The organism is Streptomyces sp. NRRL S-1813, assembly GCF_000719605.1.
Classification (GTDB): domain Bacteria; phylum Actinomycetota; class Actinomycetes; order Streptomycetales; family Streptomycetaceae; genus Streptomyces; species Streptomyces decoyicus.
Genome location: NZ_JOHB01000001.1, coordinates 79,823 through 99,218, shown reverse-complemented (window position 1 = coordinate 99,218; position 19,396 = coordinate 79,823). Strand labels below are relative to the sequence as shown.

Below are 19,396 nucleotides of genomic sequence, written 5' to 3'. Positions count from 1 at the left end.
CTGAGAAAGTCCGCTGCCCCCCGTGTGACACCACCGGGGGCGGCGGACTTTCCGCTTCACACCGCTTCACGGACCCCCGCAGCGATGTTCCTGTGGCCGGTGGATCAACCGGCTGCCGGGCGCGGTCTTCGCGCGGTCTCCACCCCGGAAAGCGCACCGCCGGACCCCCGCCACAAGGGCAGGAGTCCGGCGGTGTCGACGACGGCCGTCAGGGACGGCGTGCGTCAGGTCCGGCGGTCGGGCCGGGAGGCAGCAGTCAGCCGCCGAGGATCTCGCGGGCGAGCCGCGCGGTCTCCGACGGGGTCTTGCCGACCTTGACGCCGGCGGCCTCCAGGGCCTCCTTCTTCGCCTGGGCGGTGCCGGAGGAGCCGGAGACGATGGCGCCGGCGTGGCCCATGGTCTTGCCCTCGGGCGCGGTGAAGCCCGCGACGTAGCCGACGACCGGCTTGGAGACGTTGGCCTTGATGAAGTCGGCCGCACGCTCCTCGGCGTCGCCGCCGATCTCGCCGATCATCACGATCAGGTCGGTGTCGGGGTCCGCCTCGAACGCCTGGAGGGCGTCGATGTGCGTGGTGCCGATGACCGGGTCGCCACCGATGCCGACGGCCGAGGAGAAGCCGATGTCACGCAGCTCGTACATCATCTGGTAGGTCAGCGTGCCGGACTTCGACACCAGACCGATGCGGCCGGGCTTGGTGATGTCGCCCGGGATGATGCCGGCGTTGGACTGGCCGGGGGTGATCAGGCCGGGGCAGTTCGGGCCGATGATCCGGGTCTTGTTGCCCTTGGCCTTCGCGTACGCCCAGAAGGCGGCGGAGTCGTGCACCGCGATGCCCTCGGTGATCACGACGGCCAGCGGGATCTCGGCGTCGATCGCCTCGACGACGGCGGCCTTGGCGAAAGCCGGCGGCACGAAGAGGACGGACACATCGGCGCCGGTCTTCTCCATCGCCTCGGCGACCGAGCCAAAGACGGGCACGTCGGTGCCGTCGAAGTCGACGCTGGTGCCGGCCTTGCGCGGGTTCACACCGCCGACGATGTTGGTGCCGTCACCGAGCATCAGCTTGGTGTGCTTCATGCCAGTGGCACCGGTCATGCCCTGGACGATGACCTTGCTTTCCTTGGTCAGGAAGATAGCCATGGTTGTTGTGTCCTCGTCCTTTACTTAGCAGCCAGCTCGGCGGCCTTGTCGGCCGCGCCGTCCATGGTGTCCACGCGCTGCACCAGCGGGTGGTTGGCCTTCGACAGGATCTCGCGACCGAGCTCCGCGTTGTTGCCGTCGAGGCGCACGACCAGGGGCTTGTTGACGTCCTCGCCCTTGGACTTGAGCAGCTCCAGGGCCTGGACGATGCCGTTGGCGACCTCGTCACAGGCGGTGATGCCACCGAAGACGTTGACGAAGACGGACTTGACGTCCGGGTCGCCGAGGATGATCTCCAGGCCGTTCGCCATGACCTCGGCGGAGGCGCCGCCACCGATGTCGAGGAAGTTGGCGGGCTTGACGTTGCTGTGGTTCTCGCCGGCGTAGGCGACGACGTCCAGGGTGCTCATGACGAGACCCGCGCCGTTGCCGATGATGCCGACCTGGCCGTCGAGCTTGACGTAGTTCAGGCCCTTGGCCTTGGCAGCAGCCTCGAGCGGGTTGGCTGCGTCCTTGTCCTCGAGGGCGTCGTGCTCCGGCTGGCGGAACTCGGCGTTCTCGTCGAGGGACACCTTGCCGTCGAGGGCGATGACCTCGCCGCTCGCGACCTTGGCCAGCGGGTTGACCTCGACGAGGAGCGCGTCCTCGGAGACGAAGGTCTTCCACAGGGTCACCATGACCTCGGCGACCTGCTCGGCGACCTCGGCCGGGAACTTCGCCTGGGCGACGATCTCGCGGGCCTTCTCGATCGTGACGCCCTCGTTGGCGTCGACCGGGACCTTCGCGAGCTCGTCGGGCCGGGTGGCCGCGACCTCCTCGATGTCCATGCCGCCGGCGACGGAGGCCATGGCCAGGAAGGTGCGGTTGGTGCGGTCGAGGAGGTACGAGACGTAGTACTCCTCGGCGATCTCCGGAGCCGTCTCGGCAATCATCACCTTGTGGACCGTGTGGCCCTTGATGTCCATGCCCAGGATCTGACCGGCCTTCTCGACCGCGTCGTCCTCACTGGTGGCCAGCTTCACGCCGCCGGCCTTGCCGCGGCCACCGACCTTCACCTGCGCCTTGACGACCGACTTGCCGCCCAGCCGCTGGGTTGCCTCGCGCGCCGCCTCAGGCGTGTCGATGACTTCACCGGCCAGCACCGGTACACCGTGCTTGGCGAAGAGGTCCCTCGCCTGGTACTCGAACAGGTCCACGCGCGTCCGTCCCTTGTCTTCTCAGAATCGCCGTAGTGATCGCGGTTCGTTGTCTGCGATGGGCGTGCCGCGAAGGGCAACGTGACGGCGCTGTCACTGAGGGAGGCGTACACGGTGACCGGATACGCGGCATGTCCGTCCCGCAGGTTATCGCCGCAGGACCTGAGGCCCTAAATTGCAGATCACACTCCAGCGGTGATTACCATCACAGATCTTTTGGCCAAGTTACGCCTTCTCGGGATTTCTGCATGCCGTCGGCCGGTTTGTCGTGAGCTGGTCTGCCGTGCGCCGATTTGCCGTGGGTCTGTGTGTCGTCTGCCGGATTGCCGTGGGTCTGTTTGCCGCCGGCCGGCTTGTCGTGGGTCTGTTTGCCGTGGGTTCCGTCGGCCGGTTTTCGGCCTCCCCGAAGATCTTGAGGGTCAGGGGCCGCCCGCCCCGCCGTACCACGGCCCGGTTGTCACTCGGCGTGCACGCTCACGTCGCGCATCGTTCGCGGCCTCCTCCCGGTCGCCTCTGTGCGCCCCGCCTCCGGCGATTCCGGTTCCGACGGCACGGGAATCCCTGGGGAAGAAGCCGCGAGTCGTACTCACCAGACCTCCGCAGTCGGGTCCGGAACGCCCTCTTGACCCTTCAACTGGCCGCTTCGGACACTGTCTTGAGCACCTACGGATACAAACGCATCAGGAGTCACACACTTCAGGCTTGGCCCCGTTCCCCCCGTTCCCCCTTTCTCGATTTCTCGGTGCCCTCGCACTCGGCACCGGAAGCGGCGTACGGCGCGGCGGGTCCGGTGCCGAGCAGGGCACAGACCACCGCGGCGGCCGAAGCCGCGGTCGACGTAGGAGGTACGGGCCGATGGCCACTCCCCTGACCGCGAGCAAGCTGATCGCGGCGCTGCGCAACGAGGGCCTGGTGGTCCACGAGGTCCGCGACTGGCGTGAGCACAACCGGAACGCCAAGGGTCCCTGGGGCCCGATGAACGGCGTGATGGTCCATCACACCGCCACACAGGGCACCGACAGCTCGGTGGACCTGTGTTACGACGGGCGCTCCGACCTGCCGGGGCCGCTGTGCCACGGCGTGATCGACAAACAGGGCCAGGTCCATCTCGTCGGCAACGGCCGTGCCAACCACGCCGGGCTCGGTGACGGCGACGTCCTGCGTGCGGTGATCAACGAGGACGCGGAGCTGCCGCCGGACGACGAGGCGGACACCGACGGCAACCGCCACTTCTACGGCTTCGAATGCATCAACCTCGGCGATGGCAAGGACCCTTGGCCCGAGGCGCAGAAGCTCGCCATCGAGAAGGCCACGGCGGCGATCTGCCGTGCGCACGGCTGGAACGAGCACTCGGTGATCGGGCACAAGGAGTGGCAGCCGGGGAAGGTCGATCCGCGCGGCATCGTGATGGACGACCTGCGGGGCCGGATCAAGAAGCGGCTGGCGAAGGCGGCGGAGGGCTCGCCGGAGCCGCAGCAGCCGGCGTACGAGCCGTTCCCCGGCGCGAACTTCTTCCGGTCCGGGGCCCGCAGCCCGGTGATCACGGCGATGGGGGCGCGGCTGGTGGCCGAGGACTGCGGCCACTACGAAGTCGGCCCCGGTCCGGAGTGGACCGAGGCGGACCGGAAGTCGTACGCGGCCTGGCAGCGCAAGCTCGGCTTCCACGGCGAGGATGCGGACGGGGTGCCGGGAAAGATCAGCTGGGAACGGTTGCGGGTGCCCCGCTCGTAGCCCAACACATCGTCCGACACGTAGCCCAGCATGTAGACCCTGCAAGCCTGTTGGCGCCCGCGGGACGAAAGCGGTGCGGTGGAAACACCAAAGCCGGGCGGTCCTCCCCCACAGAGGTCCGCCCGGCTGTTCATGGGTGTTCCGGCATCGGCCGCCGCCGCGGCCGATGAGCCGGTGGTGTCGGCCTGAGGCCTCAGACGGCCTGGACCGGGAGGGCGGGCAGCGCCGGGATGTTGGCGGCGTTGGTCAGGTCGGCCAGGTTGGCGGGCACGGCCGGGACGGCAACGGCGTCGGTCAGGTTGGCGGGCACGGCCGGGACGGACGGAACGGCCGGAACGGCAACGGCGTCAGAACGGCGGGGACGGCCGGAACGGCGGGGACGGCCGGAACGGCGGGGACGGCCGGAACGGCGGGGACGGCCGGAACGGCGGGGACGGCCGGAACGGACTTGACCGGGGTCAGGCCCTGCACACCGGCGACGGCCTTGCCGGCGGTGCCCTGCGCGTCGGTCACGACGACGGCGGCCAGGCCCTGCGCGAACGGGGTGGCGTCAGCGGCCGCACCCTGGGCGAACGCCACGGTGTCGGTCGCCTTCCCCTGGACGAACGGCGCGGCGTCGGCGGCCACACCCTGCGCGAACGGCACCGCGTCGGCGGCCGCGCCCTGCACGAACAGCTGCGCCTGGCCGCCGACCGTGAACACGAACGGGGTCGCCTGGCCGGCCGCGTCACCGGCGAGCTGACCGGCACCGCCGACCGCACCCTGGGCAACCGGCACGACCTTGACGACGACCCGGCGGGCGACGGGCGGCAGCACGTCGGAGGCCGTCTGGTCGACGGCCGGACGGGCGGTGGCCAGGGCGCCCTGGGCCTGCTTCGTCAGCTGCTCGGGGCGGATGCCCGCACCGGCGAGACCGGCCAGCAGGTTGTCGGCCGAGCCCGGCGCCTTGGGCAGCGCGGGGGCCTTCGGCAGCGCCGGGGTGCCGGGCAGGTGGGCGGCCGGGACGCCCGGGGTCGCGGGCAGCGACGGAACGGAGGGCAGCGTGCCGTTCGTGAGGCGGCCGGCCTTGCCGAGGTCGGCGGCCTTGGCGGCCTTCTTGACGGCCTTGGCGGCCTTCTTGGCCTTCTTCAGGTCGGCGGCCTTCTGCACCTCACCGGTCTTCGGCAGACCGACGCCGGGGACCTGCTTCTGCACGCCGTCCAGCGCTCCGGTCACCCCGCCGGCCTGCGGCAGCTTGCCGGTGGGCAGGTCCTGGGTCGACACGCCGCCACCCAGGGCGCCGGTGGCCTTGCCCACCGTCTTCTTGGCGGTGGAGGTGACGGTCCCGGCCGTCTTCTTCGCGGTGCCGGCCACGTCACCCGTGGGCAGCTGCTTGGCGGTGTCGGTCACCGTGCCGGTGGCCGGCAGGTCCGAACCGACGGGCAGCTCGGCGGCGTTGGCGGCGACGGAGCCCAGGGCCCACAGACCGGTGGCGGCGGCAGCAACGACGATGGAACGGCGAATGTTCGAGCGCATGGAGGTGATGTCCTTCGAATTCAGGAGGGGTGAAAGGGCAGACCTGTCCCGCCCCCGCGCGGCAGGTCCAGTTACAGACGCGGAGCGGTCTGCCCTAGCCCGGGAATTCGAGGATTTCTTCGGCACGCCGACGCGTCGGAGCGCCATCGGCCGTGCGGACGCCACCGGGCAGCAGCCGGAAGCGCAGGGGGTCCACCGGAGCGGTGGTGTGCTGGTCGCCGCCACGGGGGCCGTGGCCGTCACCGGCGGCGGTGTGCGAGCTGGGCACCATCGGAGCCTGCGGGCACTGGCCCGGAAGGTCGTGGTGGCCCGGGTCCTGCTGCTCGTGGACGGCGGCCGGGCGGTGCCCGGCGGCCGACTCCTGCATGTCAGCGGCGCAGTGTGACGACCGGGCGGCAGCAGCGCCGCCGGCCGTGGCAGCGGTGCCCTGACCGGCGTGCTGCGCATCGCCCGGCGTACGGCCGTGCGGGTGCGTGGCGCCGTCTCCGGGGCGTTCCGCGTGCTCACCGGACGGGAGGTGCACGGGCAGTTCGGCGCCTGCCGACTCCCCGAGCTCCCGTACGACCCGGCTCACCGGCTCGGTGACCCGGCCGGTGGCGGGCGCGACCTGTCCGGCGGCGGGCCGTACGGCCTCGGCCACCGTGTCGGAGGCGGAGTGGGTGCGCTCGGCGAGCTTCGCGCCGGACGCCTTGCCCTGCCGCTCGAGGGCGGCTCCGGAACCGGACAGCCGGTTCGCCGCCCCGTCCCGGGTGGCGGTCCGGTCCGGGGTGGATGCCTCGGCCGCGGGCCCGGCCGGGGTCGACACCCCGGGCAGATCCGCTGTCCGCGTGCGGTCGTCGGCATGGGCGCCGGGACCGAAGGCGAAGCCGAGGGCGACAAAGCCCACCAGGAAGAACCCGGCCAGCAGCGCACGCCGCACGGCCACCGTGCGCGGAAGGCGCACAGCGGCAGGCAGAGCGAGCACAGCAGACAAGGGGGGACCTTCCCATACGGACGGGGACACCCCAGGCACACAGCCCCGGTGTCACGCGCGTCGCGGGCGATCGAGCGATGGCCTGATCCTTGCATGAGGAGCCAGGTGCCACGCAAGTCCCACGGGGGTTCCTGTCACCGTTGCTCCGCCATGTCCGGTATGGGCAGCGGCCGTTTCTCGATAGCGGCCGCCATCACGTCCGGAAACAGATCCGGGGTGCAGGCGAACGCCGGGGCGCCCAGTGCCGCGAGAGCCGCGGCATGGTCCCGGTCATAGGCGGGCGCCCCCTCGTCGGACAGGGCGAGCAGCGTCACGAACTGCACGCCGGACGCCTTCATCGCGGCGACCCGCTTGAGCATCTCGTCCCGGATGCCGCCTTCGTAGAGGTCGCTGATGAGCACGACGACGGTTTCGGTGGGGCGGGTGATGCGGGACTGGCAGTACGCGAGCGCACGGTTGATGTCCGTACCGCCGCCGAGCTGGGTGCCGAAGAGGACGTCGACCGGGTCGTCAAGTTGGTCCGTCAGATCGACCACCGCCGTGTCGAAGACGACCAGCCGGGTGTCGAGGGCCCGCATGGAGGCGAGCACCGCGCCGAACACCGAGGCATAGACGACCGAGGCGGCCATCGAACCGGACTGGTCGATGCAGAGCACCACGTCCTTCTTCACCGACTGCGCCGCACGGCCGTATCCGATCAGCCGCTCGGGGACGACCGTGCGGTACTCCGGGAGGTAGTTCTTGAGGTTCGCCCGGATCGTGCGGTCCCAGTCGATATCGCGATGGCGGGGCCGGCTGATCCGGGCGGAGCGGTCCAGTGCGCCGGTGAGGGTGGCGCGGGTGCGCTGCGCCAGCTTCTTCTCCAACTGCTCGACGACCTTGCGGACGACGGCGCGGGCGGTCTCCTTGGTCGTCTCCGGCATGACCTTGTTGAGCGAGAGCAGCGTGCCCACCAGATGCACGTCCGCCTCGACGGCCTCCAGCATCTCCGGCTCCAGCAGCAGCGCCGACAGCCCCAGCCGGTCGATGGCGTCGCGCTGCATCACCTGCACCACGGAGGACGGGAAGTACGTACGGATGTCGCCCAGCCAGCGCGCGACCCCGGGCGCCGAGGCCCCGAGCCCCGCCGCACGCCTGCCGCCGGGCGCCTTGCCGCCGCTCCCCTCCTCCCGGCCGTAGAGCGAGGCCAGCGCCCCGTCCATCGCCGCGTCCCGCCCCCGTAGTTCGCACCCCGTGCCGTCCGCACCGCCACCACCGAGCACCAGCCGCCAACGGCGCAGCCGCTCGGCTTCGGAGGTGGCGGTGGCGGAGTCGGCGGGGACGGAGGCGGAAGAGGAGGCGGAAGAGGAGGAGGCAGGGACGGAAGCTGGGTCTGTGGCCGTGGTCGCCGTCGGGTCGGTGGTTGCGGTGGTCGTGGTGTCCGCCGGGTCTGTGGTCGCCGTCAGGTCCGGTGTCGTACTGGTCATGTCCGTGCCCCCGTGAGGTCGTCGGCCGGTCGGGTGGTGTCCGGTTGGTCGCCGTGCGGCCCGCCGCTCAACCCGTCGTTCAGCCCGTCGTCCGGCCCGTCGTCAAACCCGTGTGCCCCGATCCCCAGCAGCATGCGCAGGGTGGGCAGGACGGCCGCGGCACGGTCGCGGTCCAGGCCGGGGCCGAAGCCGGGCGCGGCGGCGTCCGGGGCGTCACCGGCCTGGCGGTGGGACGGCGACGAGGGGCCGCGGCGGATCAGTTCGCCGAGGGTGCGCCGCACTCCGGCCTCGTACTCCGCGAAGGTCCGGCGCAGCAGCGGCAGGACGCCCGTGAAGGCGGCGTCCGGCACTCCGGTCAGCCAGCCGTCGACCAGTGCGAGCAGCCGCGCGTCATGGACCAGCAGCATGCCGCCATCCCCGCCGGACCCGCCTCCGACGAATCCCTCGATCCAGCCGGCGGCGTCGGTGGGCGGAGTGCCCGGCGAGAGGGCGAGCCCCATCAGCCGTTCCGCGCCCCCGTCACCCAACTCGCCCTCGTCCAGCAGCAGTCTGGCCGCCCGACCGCGGATCAGCCCCGGTACGGCGTCCCGTTCGCTCACCGCCCGCAGCACTCCGGCCCACCGCGCCCGCAGGTGCTGCGCTCCGGTCTGCCGAGCGGTCGGCTGGTCGGCCTGCTGGCCAGTGTGCGGTCCGGTCTGCCGGCCAGTCGGATGGCTGGCCGGCTGGCCGGTCGGGTCGCCGCCCGGCTGCCCGGTCTCGGGCTGGCCGAGGAGGCCGACGGCCTGGTGGGTGGCGTCGAGATGGCCGCGCATTTCGGCGGCGCCGTCGGCATCCAGCCCCGGGCAGGCCGGCGGCAATCCGACGAAGACCCGCTCGGCCAGGCCCATGGCCACTTCACGGAGCGCCGCCGCGTCCGTGCCCCGCACATCGCCGTAGCGCACGGACCGCACGAGGGCGGGCAGCGCCTGGGCGAGATGGCCCACATCCGCGTCCAGGGCCGCGCGGTCCGACAGCGCCCGCATCACCACCGGGAGGGCGTCGGGGAGTTCGGCGAGCAGACAGCGCTCGGCGAGCGCCGTCACCTCGGCGAGCGTGGCCGCCCCGGTCGCCTCGGACGCGGCCTTGGCGGTGGCGGCCGAGAGCACGGTCGTGCCCCAGATGCCGGCCTCCGCGACCCGCACCGACAGTTCGGGCTCCCAGCGCAGCCGCCAGGTCTCCCGGAAGGTGCCGGTGCTGCCGCGGGAGCGGGTGGGCTCGCCCCAGGGGATGCCGAGCAGCCGGAGCCGGTGCAGCAGACGGCTGCGGCCGGCGTCGGTCTCCTTGCGCAGGTCCAGCTCCAGTTCCCGTTCCAGCGCCTCCGGTTTGAGCCGCAGCGACCGCTGGCTGCGGGCGATGTCCCGTTGCAGCGGTACCGCGGGGGCGTCGTCCGGGACCTCGCCCAGCACGTCCCCGACCACCAGCCGGTCGTGGATCAGCGACGACGGGGCGTCGGAGCCGTCCCCCATGACGGCCCGGACCGCATCGTCCAGCTCCGTCAGCCCGGCCAGCGGGCGGCCGCGTACCGTGGCCAGCCCCTCGGCGAGCCGCACCGCTTCGATGACATGCGCCGACGAGACGGCGTAGTCCTCCTCCCGGAGCAGCCCGGCGACCTTGGTCAGCCAGCGGGCGACGGGGCGGTCGGGGGCGCTGAAGAGATGGCCGTACCAGCCGGGCGAGGCGATTCCGGCGCCGTAACCGCTGTGGCGGGAGAGCCGTCGGTGCGTCCAGGGCACCCAGGTCATCGCCACCTTCGCCTTGGGCAGGCCCTTGAGCAGCTGCCGGTCGGCGGCCACGGTGGTGCGGTGGGCCAGGGCCGGTACATGCCAGGCGCCGCACACCACGGCGATGCCGTCGCCGAACTCCCGTCGCGCGGCCCGCAGTCGCAGCCGCATATGGGCCTCGCGCACCGGGTCGCGGTCGTGTCCGCCGTCGCCGTACGTCTCGCGCAGCGCCCCCATCGCCTCCGCCAGCGCGGCGAACGGGGCCAGCGCATCGGCACCGGGGTCTCCCCCGCTCCCGGCTCCCGCCCGGCCCGCGCGGTGCTCGACCACGTCCTCCCACCAGCGCTCGGGATCGTCATACCCGGCTGCCTCGGCCAGCACCCGGATCGGATCGACCCGTACATCGGCCTCCGCGGCAGCCTCCTGCTCACCGGGCCCGTCGGCCGCGGCCACCGGGCCTCCGGCGTGAGCGCCGTCGGCGTCCCCCTTGCCGACGCCCTGCTTCTCGCCGTCGGCTTCCGCACCCGCCGCAGGATTCCCGTCGGCCGTCCCCCCATCGGCCGTCTCCCCCTCCTCCCGCATCGCCAGGGAGTGGGCCGCGGGCAGATCGATGAAGCGGACGGGGACGCCGTGCTCCAGTGCCCAGCGCATCGCCACCCACTCCGGGGAGAACTCGGCCAGCGGCCAGAACGCCGCGCGGCCGGGATCGTCCTGTACATAGGCGAGCAGCGCGACGGGCGGCCGCATCCCCTCCTGGGCGGCGAGCGGCACCAGTTCGTCCGCCTCCGGCGGCCCCTCGATCAGGACCGCGTCGGGCGTGCACTGCTCCAGGGCGGCCCGCACCGCACGCGCCGACCCGGGGCCATGATGCCGCACCCCGAGCAGCACCGGCCCGCACCTGTTCGTCGTCCGCTCGCTGCGCTCGCTCATGCGCTCACCTCACGGCAGGCGCGGTAGAAGTCCTTCCAGCCGTCGCGCTCGCGCACCACGGTCTCCAGATACTCCTGCCATACGACCCGGTCCGCTGCCGGGTCGCGGACCACGGCGCCCAGGATGCCGGCGGCCACGTCCCCGGAGCGCAGCACGCCGTCCCCGAAGTGGGTGGCCAGCGCCAGCCCGTTCGTCACCACCGAGATGGCCTCGGCCGTGGAGAGGGTGCCGGAGGGGGACTTGAGCTTGGTCCGGCCGTCGGTGGTGAGACCGGCGCGCAGCTCGCGGAAGACCGTGACGACCCGGCGGATCTCGTCCAGGCCCTCCGGCCCGGCCGGGAGGTCCAGCGAGCGGCCGATCTGCTCGACTCGGCGCGAGACGATGTCCACCTCTTCGTCCGGGGTCGCGGGCAGCGGCAGCACGACGGTGTTGAAGCGGCGGCGCAGCGCGCTGGAGAGTTCGTTGACCCCGCGGTCGCGGTCGTTGGCGGTGGCGATGAGGTTGAACCCGCGCACGGCCTGCACCTCCTGCCCCAACTCCGGGATGGGCAGGGTCTTTTCCGACAGGACCGTGATCAGCGTGTCCTGGACGTCGGCGGGGATGCGGGTCAGCTCCTCGACCCGCGCGGTCATGCCCTGCGCCATCGCGCGCATCACCGGACTGGGCACCAGCGCCTCGCGGCTGGGGCCGTTCGCGAGCAGCTGGGCGTAGTTCCAGCCGTAGCGGATCGCCTCTTCCGGGGTGCCGGCCGTGCCCTGCACCAGCAGGGTGGAGTCGCCGCTGACGGCCGCCGCCAGATGCTCGGACACCCATGTCTTCGCGGTGCCGGGCACGCCGAGCAGGAGCAGTGCGCGGTCCGTCGCGAGGGTCGTCACGGCGACCTCGACGATGCGGCGCGGGCCGACATATTTGGGTGTGATGACCGTGCCGTCCGCGAGCGTGCCGCCGAGAAGATAGGTGGCGACCGCCCACGGCGAGAGCCGCCAGCGCTCCGGCCGCGGCCGGTCGTCGGCCGCCGCGAGGGCCTTCAGCTCCTGCGCGAAAGTGTCCTCGGCATGCGGTCGCAGCGCTTCGCCGCCCGCGGCGTGCGGCGCCGCCCCAGCGCTCGGATTGTTCTCGTCGTCCGTCGTCGTGAAGCTGTTCTCGGACATGGATCCCCCTCGTCGCAACGTGTGCGGCCGGCACCCCGAAATCCCTGCGGCCGCTTGCGGAATCAAGCCTGCACCACCCCACTGACAATCCCCCGATAACCCACGCTGAGCTGCGAGTTCATCGCGGGCCACGACGATTGTCAGTGGGGCGTCGTAGCGTCGATGACATGAATCCGCAGGGGGAACGCTGGACGACGGATCAGGTGCTCGCGCTGGCGCCTGACGAGGCTTCGCGCAGGGCGGGCGGCAAGCTCGCGGCGCCGGGACCGTGGTCGGAAACGGGCGCGGACGAGGGTGCGGTGTGGGGGCAGTGCAAGGGCAGCGGCAAGAAGCCGTATCAAACGGTCGTGGACATCAAGGGCCCTGCCTTCAAGTGCAGTTGCCCGAGCCGTAAGTTTCCGTGCAAGCACGCGCTGGGGCTGTTGCTGCTCTGGGCGGGCGACGGCCGTGAGGTGACGGCAGGGGAACCGGCGCAGTGGGCGGGCGAATGGCTGGCCGGCCGCCGGGCGCGCGCCGAGCGGTCCGCGAGCGCGCCCTCGGGTGCCGCCTCTCCGTCGCGTGCGCCGGCCGACCCGGAGGCGGCCAAGCGGCGGGCGGAGCGCCGGATGCAGCGGATCGGCGCCGGCGCCACGGAACTGGAGCAGCGCCTGGAGGATCTGCTCCGGTCCGGCCTGGCCTCGGCCGAGCGTTCGGGTTACGGCTCCTGGGACGAGACGGCCGCCCGTATGGTCGACGCACAGGCTCCCGGACTCGCCTCGCGGGTACGGGAGTTGGGCTCGGCGGTGGCGTCCGGCCCTCACTGGCCGGCGCAGCTGCTGGAGGAGTGCGCGCTGCTGCACCTCCTCGATCAGGGGTTCCTCGGCATCGAGCGGCTGCCGGCCCCGCTCGCGGCGACGGTCCGTTCACGCGTCGGGCTGACCACGGAGGCGGCGGATCTGCTGACCGGCCCCGAGGCGGCGACGGTGCGGGACCGCTGGCTGGTGCTCGCCCAACAGGACAGCGACGACGGCAAGCTGACCACCCGCAGAATCTTTCTGCGGGGCGAGCGGACCGGCCGGATGGCACTGCATCTCTCCTTCGGCGGGGCCAACCGCCCCCTGGATGTGGCCCTGGCGCCCGGCCTGGTGCTCGACGCGGATCTCGCCTACTACCCGGGGGCCCGCCCGCTGCGCGCCGTCCTGGGCGAGCGGCACGCCCCGGCGGCCCCGGGGCCCGTACCACCCGGCTGCGGCATCGATGCCGCGCTGGCCGCGTACGGCGACGCGCTGCGCGACGACCCCTGGCTGGATTCCTGGCCGGTGGTGCTCGCCGATGTCACACCGATACCGAGCCGCGACGGGACGAGCTGGCAGTTGGCCGATACGGACGGCGAGTCGGCGCTCCCGCTGGACCCGCGGTGCCTGGGCCGTACGAGCCTGTGGCAGCTGGCCGCCATATCGGGCGGGGCGCCGGTCACGGTCTTCGGCGAATGCGGCCACCGCGGCTTTCTGCCGCTGACCGCCTGGGACCCCGCCCCGGTGTCCCTGTGACCCGGGCCCCGGCGCCACCGCCGGCCACGACACCCCGCCACCCGCGCACGCCGTCCACCACCGATGCCTGGAGGAAGGGCATGACGAGCACCACCACGCCCACGGCACCCACTCTTCCCACCACTCCCACTGCTCCCCTCACCCCCACCGCCCCCACCCCTCCCTCCGCACGCACCGCGCCCCCTTCCCCCACCGAGACCGCCCCGGCCCCCTGGGCCGATCTCGTGAGCGCCGCGCTTCTGGGGACCGAGCGGCGTACGCCGCCGGTGGCGGTGCGTTCCGGACAGGGCGCCGCCGCCGCGCTGCTGGACGCGGCCGCGGTGAGCACGGTGCGTCGGCGTGCCGCACTGCGCCCCGCGCCGGCCGCTGAGCGGCCCGCCCCGGCCCCGGCCGACCCCCGGCCCTCGTTGCCGCCCGCCGCGCGCCGCCGGCTGTCCCTGCTGCTCGCCGACCGCGGCGGCAGCGGAGGAAGCCGCCGCGGCACGGCCCCCGACCTCACCGAACTGCTGCCCCAGTGGCTGGCCGCCGCCGGTGAGGTGGGCTACCGCGCCCCGGAGGCGCTGCTGCCCGCGCTGCTCGACGCCGCCCGTGCCCGTACGGACCTGCGGCCCGCCGCGCTGGCGCTGGCGGGGCCGCGTGCGCTGTGGCTGGCGCGGCTCAACGACGAATGGAAGTTCGCGCTCCGTGGGACCGGCCGCACGACCGAGCTGCCCGTGGGCGACGATCCCGAGGGCGTACGACAGCAGTGGGAGGAGGGCCTGTTCGCGGAGCGGGTCGCCCTGCTGGCCGCGCTGCGCCGCCAGGACCCGCAGGCCGGCCTGGCACTGCTGGCCTCGACCTGGCCCACGGAGCGGGCCGAGGACCGTCTGATGTTCCTCGACTCGCTGCGCGAGGACCTCTCTGCGGCCGATGAGCCGTTTCTGGAACAGGCGCTGTCCGACCGCAGCCGCAATGTCCGCACCACGGCCGCCGAGCTGCTCTCCACGCTCCCCGGCTCCGCACTCGCGGCCCGTATGGCGCGGCGCGCGCACACCTGGATCGGCCCGGACCGTACGTCCGGTGCGCCGGCGATCGCCGTGGAGGCCCCGCACGAGTGCGATGCGGGGATGCAGCGGGACGGGGTGGCACCCAAACCACCCTCCGGGCGGGGCGAACGGTCCTGGTGGCTGGGCCAGTTGGTGGAGGCGACGCCGCTGGACGGATGGCGCGCACGCTTCGGGGGCCGTGACGCGTCGGCGATCGTGGCGCTGCCGGTGGGCGACGACTGGCGGACGGAGCTGCACGACGCCTGGTGCCGCGCCGCCGTGCGCCAGCGGAACGCCGACTGGGCGCGGGCCCTGCTGGGTGCGCCGGGCGCTCCTTCCCAGGCGGCCGACGTCTCACCGGCCGGCTCGTCGCGGGACCTGACGAAGCTGCTGACCGTACTTCCCGACGAGGAACGGGCCTGGTGGGTGGCCGAGTTCATCGCGGCGCACGGCCTGTCGGACGCCTTCCGGATGCTCGGCGTGTGCGCGGTCCCGTGGGCCGAGCCGCTGGGCGGCGCCGTCGTCGACGCCCTGGACATCGCCCGGGACGCGGGCAGCTATCCCTGGAGCTTCAGCGGGGTGATGGGCCTGGCCGAGCGCTGTCTGGACCCGGCAGCGGCGGACCGTCTCGACATGCTCACCGCCGTCACGGACGAGCCGGAGGGCGCCTCACCGGGCTCCGGCGGCTACTGGTCCGAGGCCTTCCAACGCCTGGTCGGCACCCTTCGCCTCCGCGCCACCATGCACGCGGAACTCACCCCACCCCCCACCGGCAACAACCCCGCGAACGCCGCCGCCTCGGCCGGCCCCGCCGCTACCGGCCCCGGCGCCGACACGGGCACAGGCGCGGACACGGGCACGGGCACGGGCACAGATACGAGTGCCGACCACGGCCCCGGCCCTGGCGCCAGTCCTGGCCCCGGCACCGGCATCAGAACCGGCACCCCGGCCAACACCCCCGTCCGGACCACGCGCCAACCCCTCGCGCCATGACTCGCCGCGCCGGACCGACCCGCGCCCCGGCCGTCCGCGTCCCCGGGCTGCCCGGTGCCTCAGACCGCCAGCGAGCGCACGTTCGCGTTGACCCAGTCCACGATCGAGGCGGTCGTCGCGCCCGGCGTGAAGATCTCCGCGACGCCCTGTGCCTTGAGCGGGGCGATGTCGGCCTCGGGGATGATGCCGCCGCCGAAGACCTTGATGTCCGCCGCGTCGCGCTCCTCCAACAGGGCGATGACCTTCGCGAAGAGGGTGTTGTGAGCGCCGGAGAGGATGGACAGCCCGATCGCGTCGGCGTCCTCCTGGATCGCGGTGTCGACGATCTGCTCCGGGGTCTGGTGCAGCCCGGTGTAGATCACCTCCATACCGGCGTCGCGCAGCGCCCGCGCGATGACCTTGGCGCCCCGGTCGTGCCCGTCCAGGCCCGGCTTGGCCACGACCACCCGGATCGGCCCCGACCTGCCCGCCGCGCCCTGGCTTCCCGCTTGCGCTCCGTCATGCCGAGCCACACTCATCACTGCCTCCAAGCCATGCACGGCACTGTGGTGCCGCCGAGCCGACAATCGATCGCGCGACCGCGATCCGGCGGCCACGAGCGTGAACGAACGTTATCGCCAGCATCGCGTACCCAGCCGTTTCGTGACATCCGGGGAGGGGGAAATCACACATGGGACACGTTCGCTACGCGCTGTGTTCCGCGTGTCGTGCCGCCAGGGCCGGGCTGCGTGCGCGCGGGGCGGGCGCTCGGGGAGCCGCAGCCGGGCCACCGCGCCGCCGGGCGCGCATCAGGACGGGTACGCCGCAGGCCCGCCCTCGCTGCTCATGGCTTCCCACGAGGGCATACGGGGGTCACAGTCGCCTCCCGCATGCCGTTCGGGAGGTCGGCCATGCAGGCCCTGCCCTTTCTCTCCACACCTCTTCTGCTCGCGCGCCTCTGCGCCGCACCACTCCAGGGCGCACGCCGGCTCCCCACCCGCGCCTCTTCCCTGATCCTGCGCAGCACGGTCGTGGAGCTGGCCGTCCTCGCCGGCCATCTCCTCCTCTACCCGACCGGCATCTCCCAGGAACGACCCGCGCCAGGACCCGCAGCACACCCCGCAGCCGGGCCCCCGGACGGGCACCCGGCACCCGAGGCACGGCAGCCCGCCCCCGGCACGCCGTCACTGCTGCCGACCGAGGGCCGGGCCCATCCACCGGTCCTCCTCCTGCATGGCTTCATCGACAACCGCTCCGTCTTCCTGCTGCTGCGCCGCTCGCTGCACCGGCACGGCTGGCGCCATGTCGAGGCGCTCAACTACTCCCCGCTGACCTGCGATCTCCGTAAGGCCGCCGAGCTGCTGAACCGCCATGTGGAAGAGGTGTGCGCGCGGACCGGGCATCGCCGGGTGGACATCGTGGGCCACAGCCTGGGCGGGCTGATCGCCCGTTATTACGTGCAGCGGCTCGGCGGCGACGCCCGGGTCCGTGTGCTGGTCACGCTCGGCACGCCGCACTCCGGCACCCGCATCGCGCCCCTGATGTCGGCGCACCCGATCGTCCGCCAGATGCGGCCCGATTCCGAGGTGATTGCGGAGTTGTCACGTCCGGCGCCGAATTGCCGGACACAATTTGTCGCTTTCTGGAGCGAGGAGGACCAGGTGATGGTTCCCGCGACGACGGCCAGAATCGACCATCCGGATTTGCTCGCGTACAACGTTCATGTCGCCGGTGTCGGACATCTCGCCCTGCCGGTCAACGGGACCGTCGCCGCCGGCATACGTGAAGCGCTGACCTCGGCCGAGACGGCGGAAGGGGCCGCGGACGTCATTTCGGTGGCCTGACCCCGGCCGGTCGCGACACCCGCCGACCGGTCCCGCGCGACGCCGAATCCGCGCCGCAGAGGCGACGTGATCTTGACGCGCGATCGAACAAGCATCGAACGGGGCGCCAAGAGCTCGCATGGGTACTGCCGAAAGGCGGCCAAATGCCCGGTCTCGCCGAGCCCAAAACCTGTTGAAGATTGTCGCCGCCGCGTACCGCCGGGTACAGTCGCCGCTAATTCTCCTGCTGCCGAGGCGAAAGAGAAGTTGGTGAACGACCGTCACCCATCGGGGGCTCAGCTCCCGACCGGCTCCGCTTCCGACGCCTCGTATGCGCATTATCCGGCCTACGACTCCTACGGGCAGCAGCAATCCCCCACGGGCAGCGCCGAATACGGCGATGGCGACCCCCTCTTCGGGTCGCTCCCCAGCTCGTACGAGACCGGTATGTACGACACCGGCACCTACGACACCGGGATGTACGACACCGGCACGCACAGCGCGGGCGCCTACGGCATGAGCGCGTACGGCACGGGCACCTTCCACACCGGTGCGTACGACACGGGGACCTACCCGGCGGCCGACGGCTACGGCGACGGCTATTCCACCGGCGCCTACGACACCGGCACCTACGCCTCACCGCAATGGGACACCGGCACCTACGAGACCGGCGCCTACGGGACCGATGCATACGACAACGGCACCTACGCCGCCGCCGACCCGCACTCCGCGGGCTACGACCCCTATGCGCATACCTCGTACGAGCCCTCGGCCCACGACGCGGCCGGCTACGCGGCTCCCGCGTACGAGACGACGACCGCATACGAGCCGGCCGCCTACGAGGCCACCGCCTACGGGCACGGCGGGTACGACACCGGCAGCTACCCCACCGGCACGTACGACACCGGCAGTTACGCCACCGGCACGTACGAGAGCGCCGGTGCCTTCGACGCGGTCGGCCGGCAGGCCACCGCGCTCCAGGACACGGCGCTCCAGGACACCGGGAGCTTCGAGGCCACGGCGGTCTGGCCGACCACGGACCGCAATCTGATCGCCGGCATCCCGGCGCAGGCCGGCCCGCCCCCGGCCGACACCGTCCACTGGGACACCACCACGTGGGGCGAAACCCCGCACTTCGACACCGACCGGACCGAAACCGGCCAGTTCGACACCGGCCAGTTCGACACGGGCCAGTTCGACACCGATCAGCTCGACACCGACGTCTTCGAGGCCGGGCGGCCCGGGACCGACGACGGCTTCTCCGGTGACGACGGCCTCTCCCACGGTGCCGACAGCACCAGCGAGGCCGCCGCCGTCGCGGACGCCATGACGCAGGCCATGCCGGTCACCGCCGCGGCCCCCGCTCCCGCCGGACGGCGGGTCGCCGCGCCGGCTGCCGGAAAGGCGGTCCGCGGCCGGGGCCGGAAGCGCCCGGTGAAGCGGTCGGCGCTGCTGACCGTCGCCGTCCCCTCGGTCGCCGCCATGGGCGTATGCGCCGTGGCCGCCGCGTCCGTCACCGGAATCACCGGGGACGACAAGGGCGAAGCGACCGCCCAGGCCGCGCCCGACGCCGGGGCCGTCAAGCCGTCCGCGGCCAACAACAAGCTCGACACCCAGCTCGCCGGACTCAGCGCCAGCGCCGACGACTTCCGCGACCGGGCCAGCCGCACCCAGGAGCGGATCGACCTCAAGGAGCGCCAGGCGCTGGAGCGTGAGCGCAAGGCGAAGGAGGCGGCCCGCAAGGAGGCCATGCGCCCCAAGTTCGTGCTGCCGGTCAAGCAGCACGGGCTGAGCGCCACCTTCGGCCAGGCCGGTGTGAACTGGATGTCCGTGCACACCGGCATCGACTTCCCGGTCAGCTACGGCACCCCGGTCATGTCCGCCACCGACGGCACCGTCCGCACCCAGTGGAACTCCGCCTACGGCAATATGGCGATCGTGACGGCGCCCGACGGCACCGAGACGTGGTACTGCCATCTGAGCAGCACCAAGATCCGGTCCGGTTCGGTCAAGGCCGGTGACCAGATTGCCTATTCGGGCAACTCCGGCAACTCCACGGGCCCGCATCTGCACTTCGAGGTGCGCCCCGGCGGCGGCTCCGCGGTCGACCCGCTGCCGTGGCTGCGCGGCCACGACCTCAACCCGAACTGACCGCCGTTCCGCCGGGTGACGGATCCCGTCACC

Annotated in this window: 13 protein-coding genes; 5 read left to right on the top strand and 8 right to left on the bottom strand. The window is 72.5% G+C overall.

Going from position 1 to position 19,396, the window contains the following annotated elements:
* Nucleotides 1-256: 256 nt before the first annotated feature.
* Nucleotides 257-1,141, bottom strand: coding sequence for a succinate--CoA ligase subunit alpha (gene sucD, locus IF67_RS0100395; RefSeq protein WP_030082896.1), 885 nt, complete (start codon nucleotides 1,139-1,141; stop codon nucleotides 257-259).
* 20 nt (nucleotides 1,142-1,161) lie between these two features.
* On the bottom strand, nucleotides 1,162-2,337 hold the full coding sequence (gene sucC / locus IF67_RS0100390) for an ADP-forming succinate--CoA ligase subunit beta (RefSeq protein ID WP_030981150.1): 1,176 nt from the start codon (nucleotides 2,335-2,337) through the stop codon (nucleotides 1,162-1,164).
* An 855-nt stretch (nucleotides 2,338-3,192) separates the two neighbouring features.
* Here sucC and IF67_RS0100385 point away from each other — a divergent pair.
* Nucleotides 3,193-4,068: a peptidoglycan-binding protein gene (locus tag IF67_RS0100385; RefSeq protein ID WP_030981149.1), complete on the top strand. Its 876-nt coding sequence runs from the start codon at nucleotides 3,193-3,195 to the stop codon at nucleotides 4,066-4,068.
* Nucleotides 4,069-4,362: 294 nt separating this feature from the next.
* Here IF67_RS0100385 and IF67_RS38640 read toward each other — a convergent pair whose 3' ends face one another.
* The 5 genes from IF67_RS38640 to IF67_RS0100360 all read right to left on the bottom strand — a co-directional run bounded on the left by IF67_RS38640 (nucleotide 4,363) and on the right by IF67_RS0100360 (nucleotide 11,863).
* Nucleotides 4,363-5,583, bottom strand: coding sequence for a hypothetical protein (locus tag IF67_RS38640; protein ID WP_158713016.1), 1,221 nt, complete (start codon nucleotides 5,581-5,583; stop codon nucleotides 4,363-4,365).
* Nucleotides 5,584-5,677: 94 nt separating this feature from the next.
* Entirely contained in the window at nucleotides 5,678-6,556 is an 879-nt protein-coding gene (locus tag IF67_RS0100375) for a hypothetical protein (RefSeq protein WP_158713015.1), read from the bottom strand.
* 134 nt (nucleotides 6,557-6,690) lie between these two features.
* Nucleotides 6,691-8,022 carry a VWA domain-containing protein gene (locus IF67_RS0100370; RefSeq protein ID WP_030981147.1) on the bottom strand — a complete coding sequence of 444 codons (1,332 nt, stop codon included), beginning with the start codon at nucleotides 8,020-8,022 and terminating at the stop codon, nucleotides 6,691-6,693.
* Nucleotides 8,019-10,712, bottom strand: coding sequence for a DUF5682 family protein (locus tag IF67_RS38635; protein WP_078889196.1), 2,694 nt, complete (start codon nucleotides 10,710-10,712; stop codon nucleotides 8,019-8,021). The genes IF67_RS0100370 and IF67_RS38635 overlap by 4 nt, the downstream gene beginning before the upstream one ends.
* A complete protein-coding gene (locus IF67_RS0100360; RefSeq protein WP_030981145.1) occupies nucleotides 10,709-11,863 on the bottom strand; it encodes an ATP-binding protein in 1,155 nt (384 codons plus the stop codon). The genes IF67_RS38635 and IF67_RS0100360 overlap by 4 nt, the downstream gene beginning before the upstream one ends.
* Nucleotides 11,864-12,030: 167 nt before the next feature.
* Between IF67_RS0100360 and IF67_RS0100355 the strand changes: the two genes are divergently transcribed.
* Together IF67_RS0100355 and IF67_RS0100350 are read left to right on the top strand one after the other, a co-directional pair.
* On the top strand, nucleotides 12,031-13,392 hold the full coding sequence (locus IF67_RS0100355) for an SWIM zinc finger family protein (protein ID WP_030981144.1): 1,362 nt from the start codon (nucleotides 12,031-12,033) through the stop codon (nucleotides 13,390-13,392).
* 80 nt (nucleotides 13,393-13,472) lie between these two features.
* Nucleotides 13,473-15,410 carry a DUF5691 domain-containing protein gene (locus tag IF67_RS0100350; RefSeq protein ID WP_234340935.1) on the top strand — a complete coding sequence of 646 codons (1,938 nt, stop codon included), beginning with the start codon at nucleotides 13,473-13,475 and terminating at the stop codon, nucleotides 15,408-15,410.
* A gap of 59 nt (nucleotides 15,411-15,469) precedes the next feature.
* Here the strand turns inward: IF67_RS0100350 and IF67_RS0100345 are convergent, their stop codons facing one another.
* Complete coding sequence (locus tag IF67_RS0100345; RefSeq protein ID WP_051817429.1) at nucleotides 15,470-15,928, bottom strand: cobalamin B12-binding domain-containing protein; 459 nt, start codon at nucleotides 15,926-15,928, stop codon at nucleotides 15,470-15,472.
* A gap of 372 nt (nucleotides 15,929-16,300) precedes the next feature.
* Between IF67_RS0100345 and IF67_RS0100340 the strand changes: the two genes are divergently transcribed.
* Together IF67_RS0100340 and IF67_RS45645 are read left to right on the top strand one after the other, a co-directional pair.
* The gene (locus IF67_RS0100340) at nucleotides 16,301-17,233 is read left to right on the top strand and encodes an esterase/lipase family protein (RefSeq protein ID WP_030981141.1); all 933 of its coding nucleotides are present in this window, start codon (nucleotides 16,301-16,303) and stop codon (nucleotides 17,231-17,233) included.
* 249 nt (nucleotides 17,234-17,482) lie between these two features.
* Complete coding sequence (locus IF67_RS45645) at nucleotides 17,483-19,363, top strand: M23 family metallopeptidase (RefSeq protein WP_030981140.1); 1,881 nt, start codon at nucleotides 17,483-17,485, stop codon at nucleotides 19,361-19,363.
* The last annotated feature ends 33 nt before the right edge of the window (nucleotides 19,364-19,396 follow it).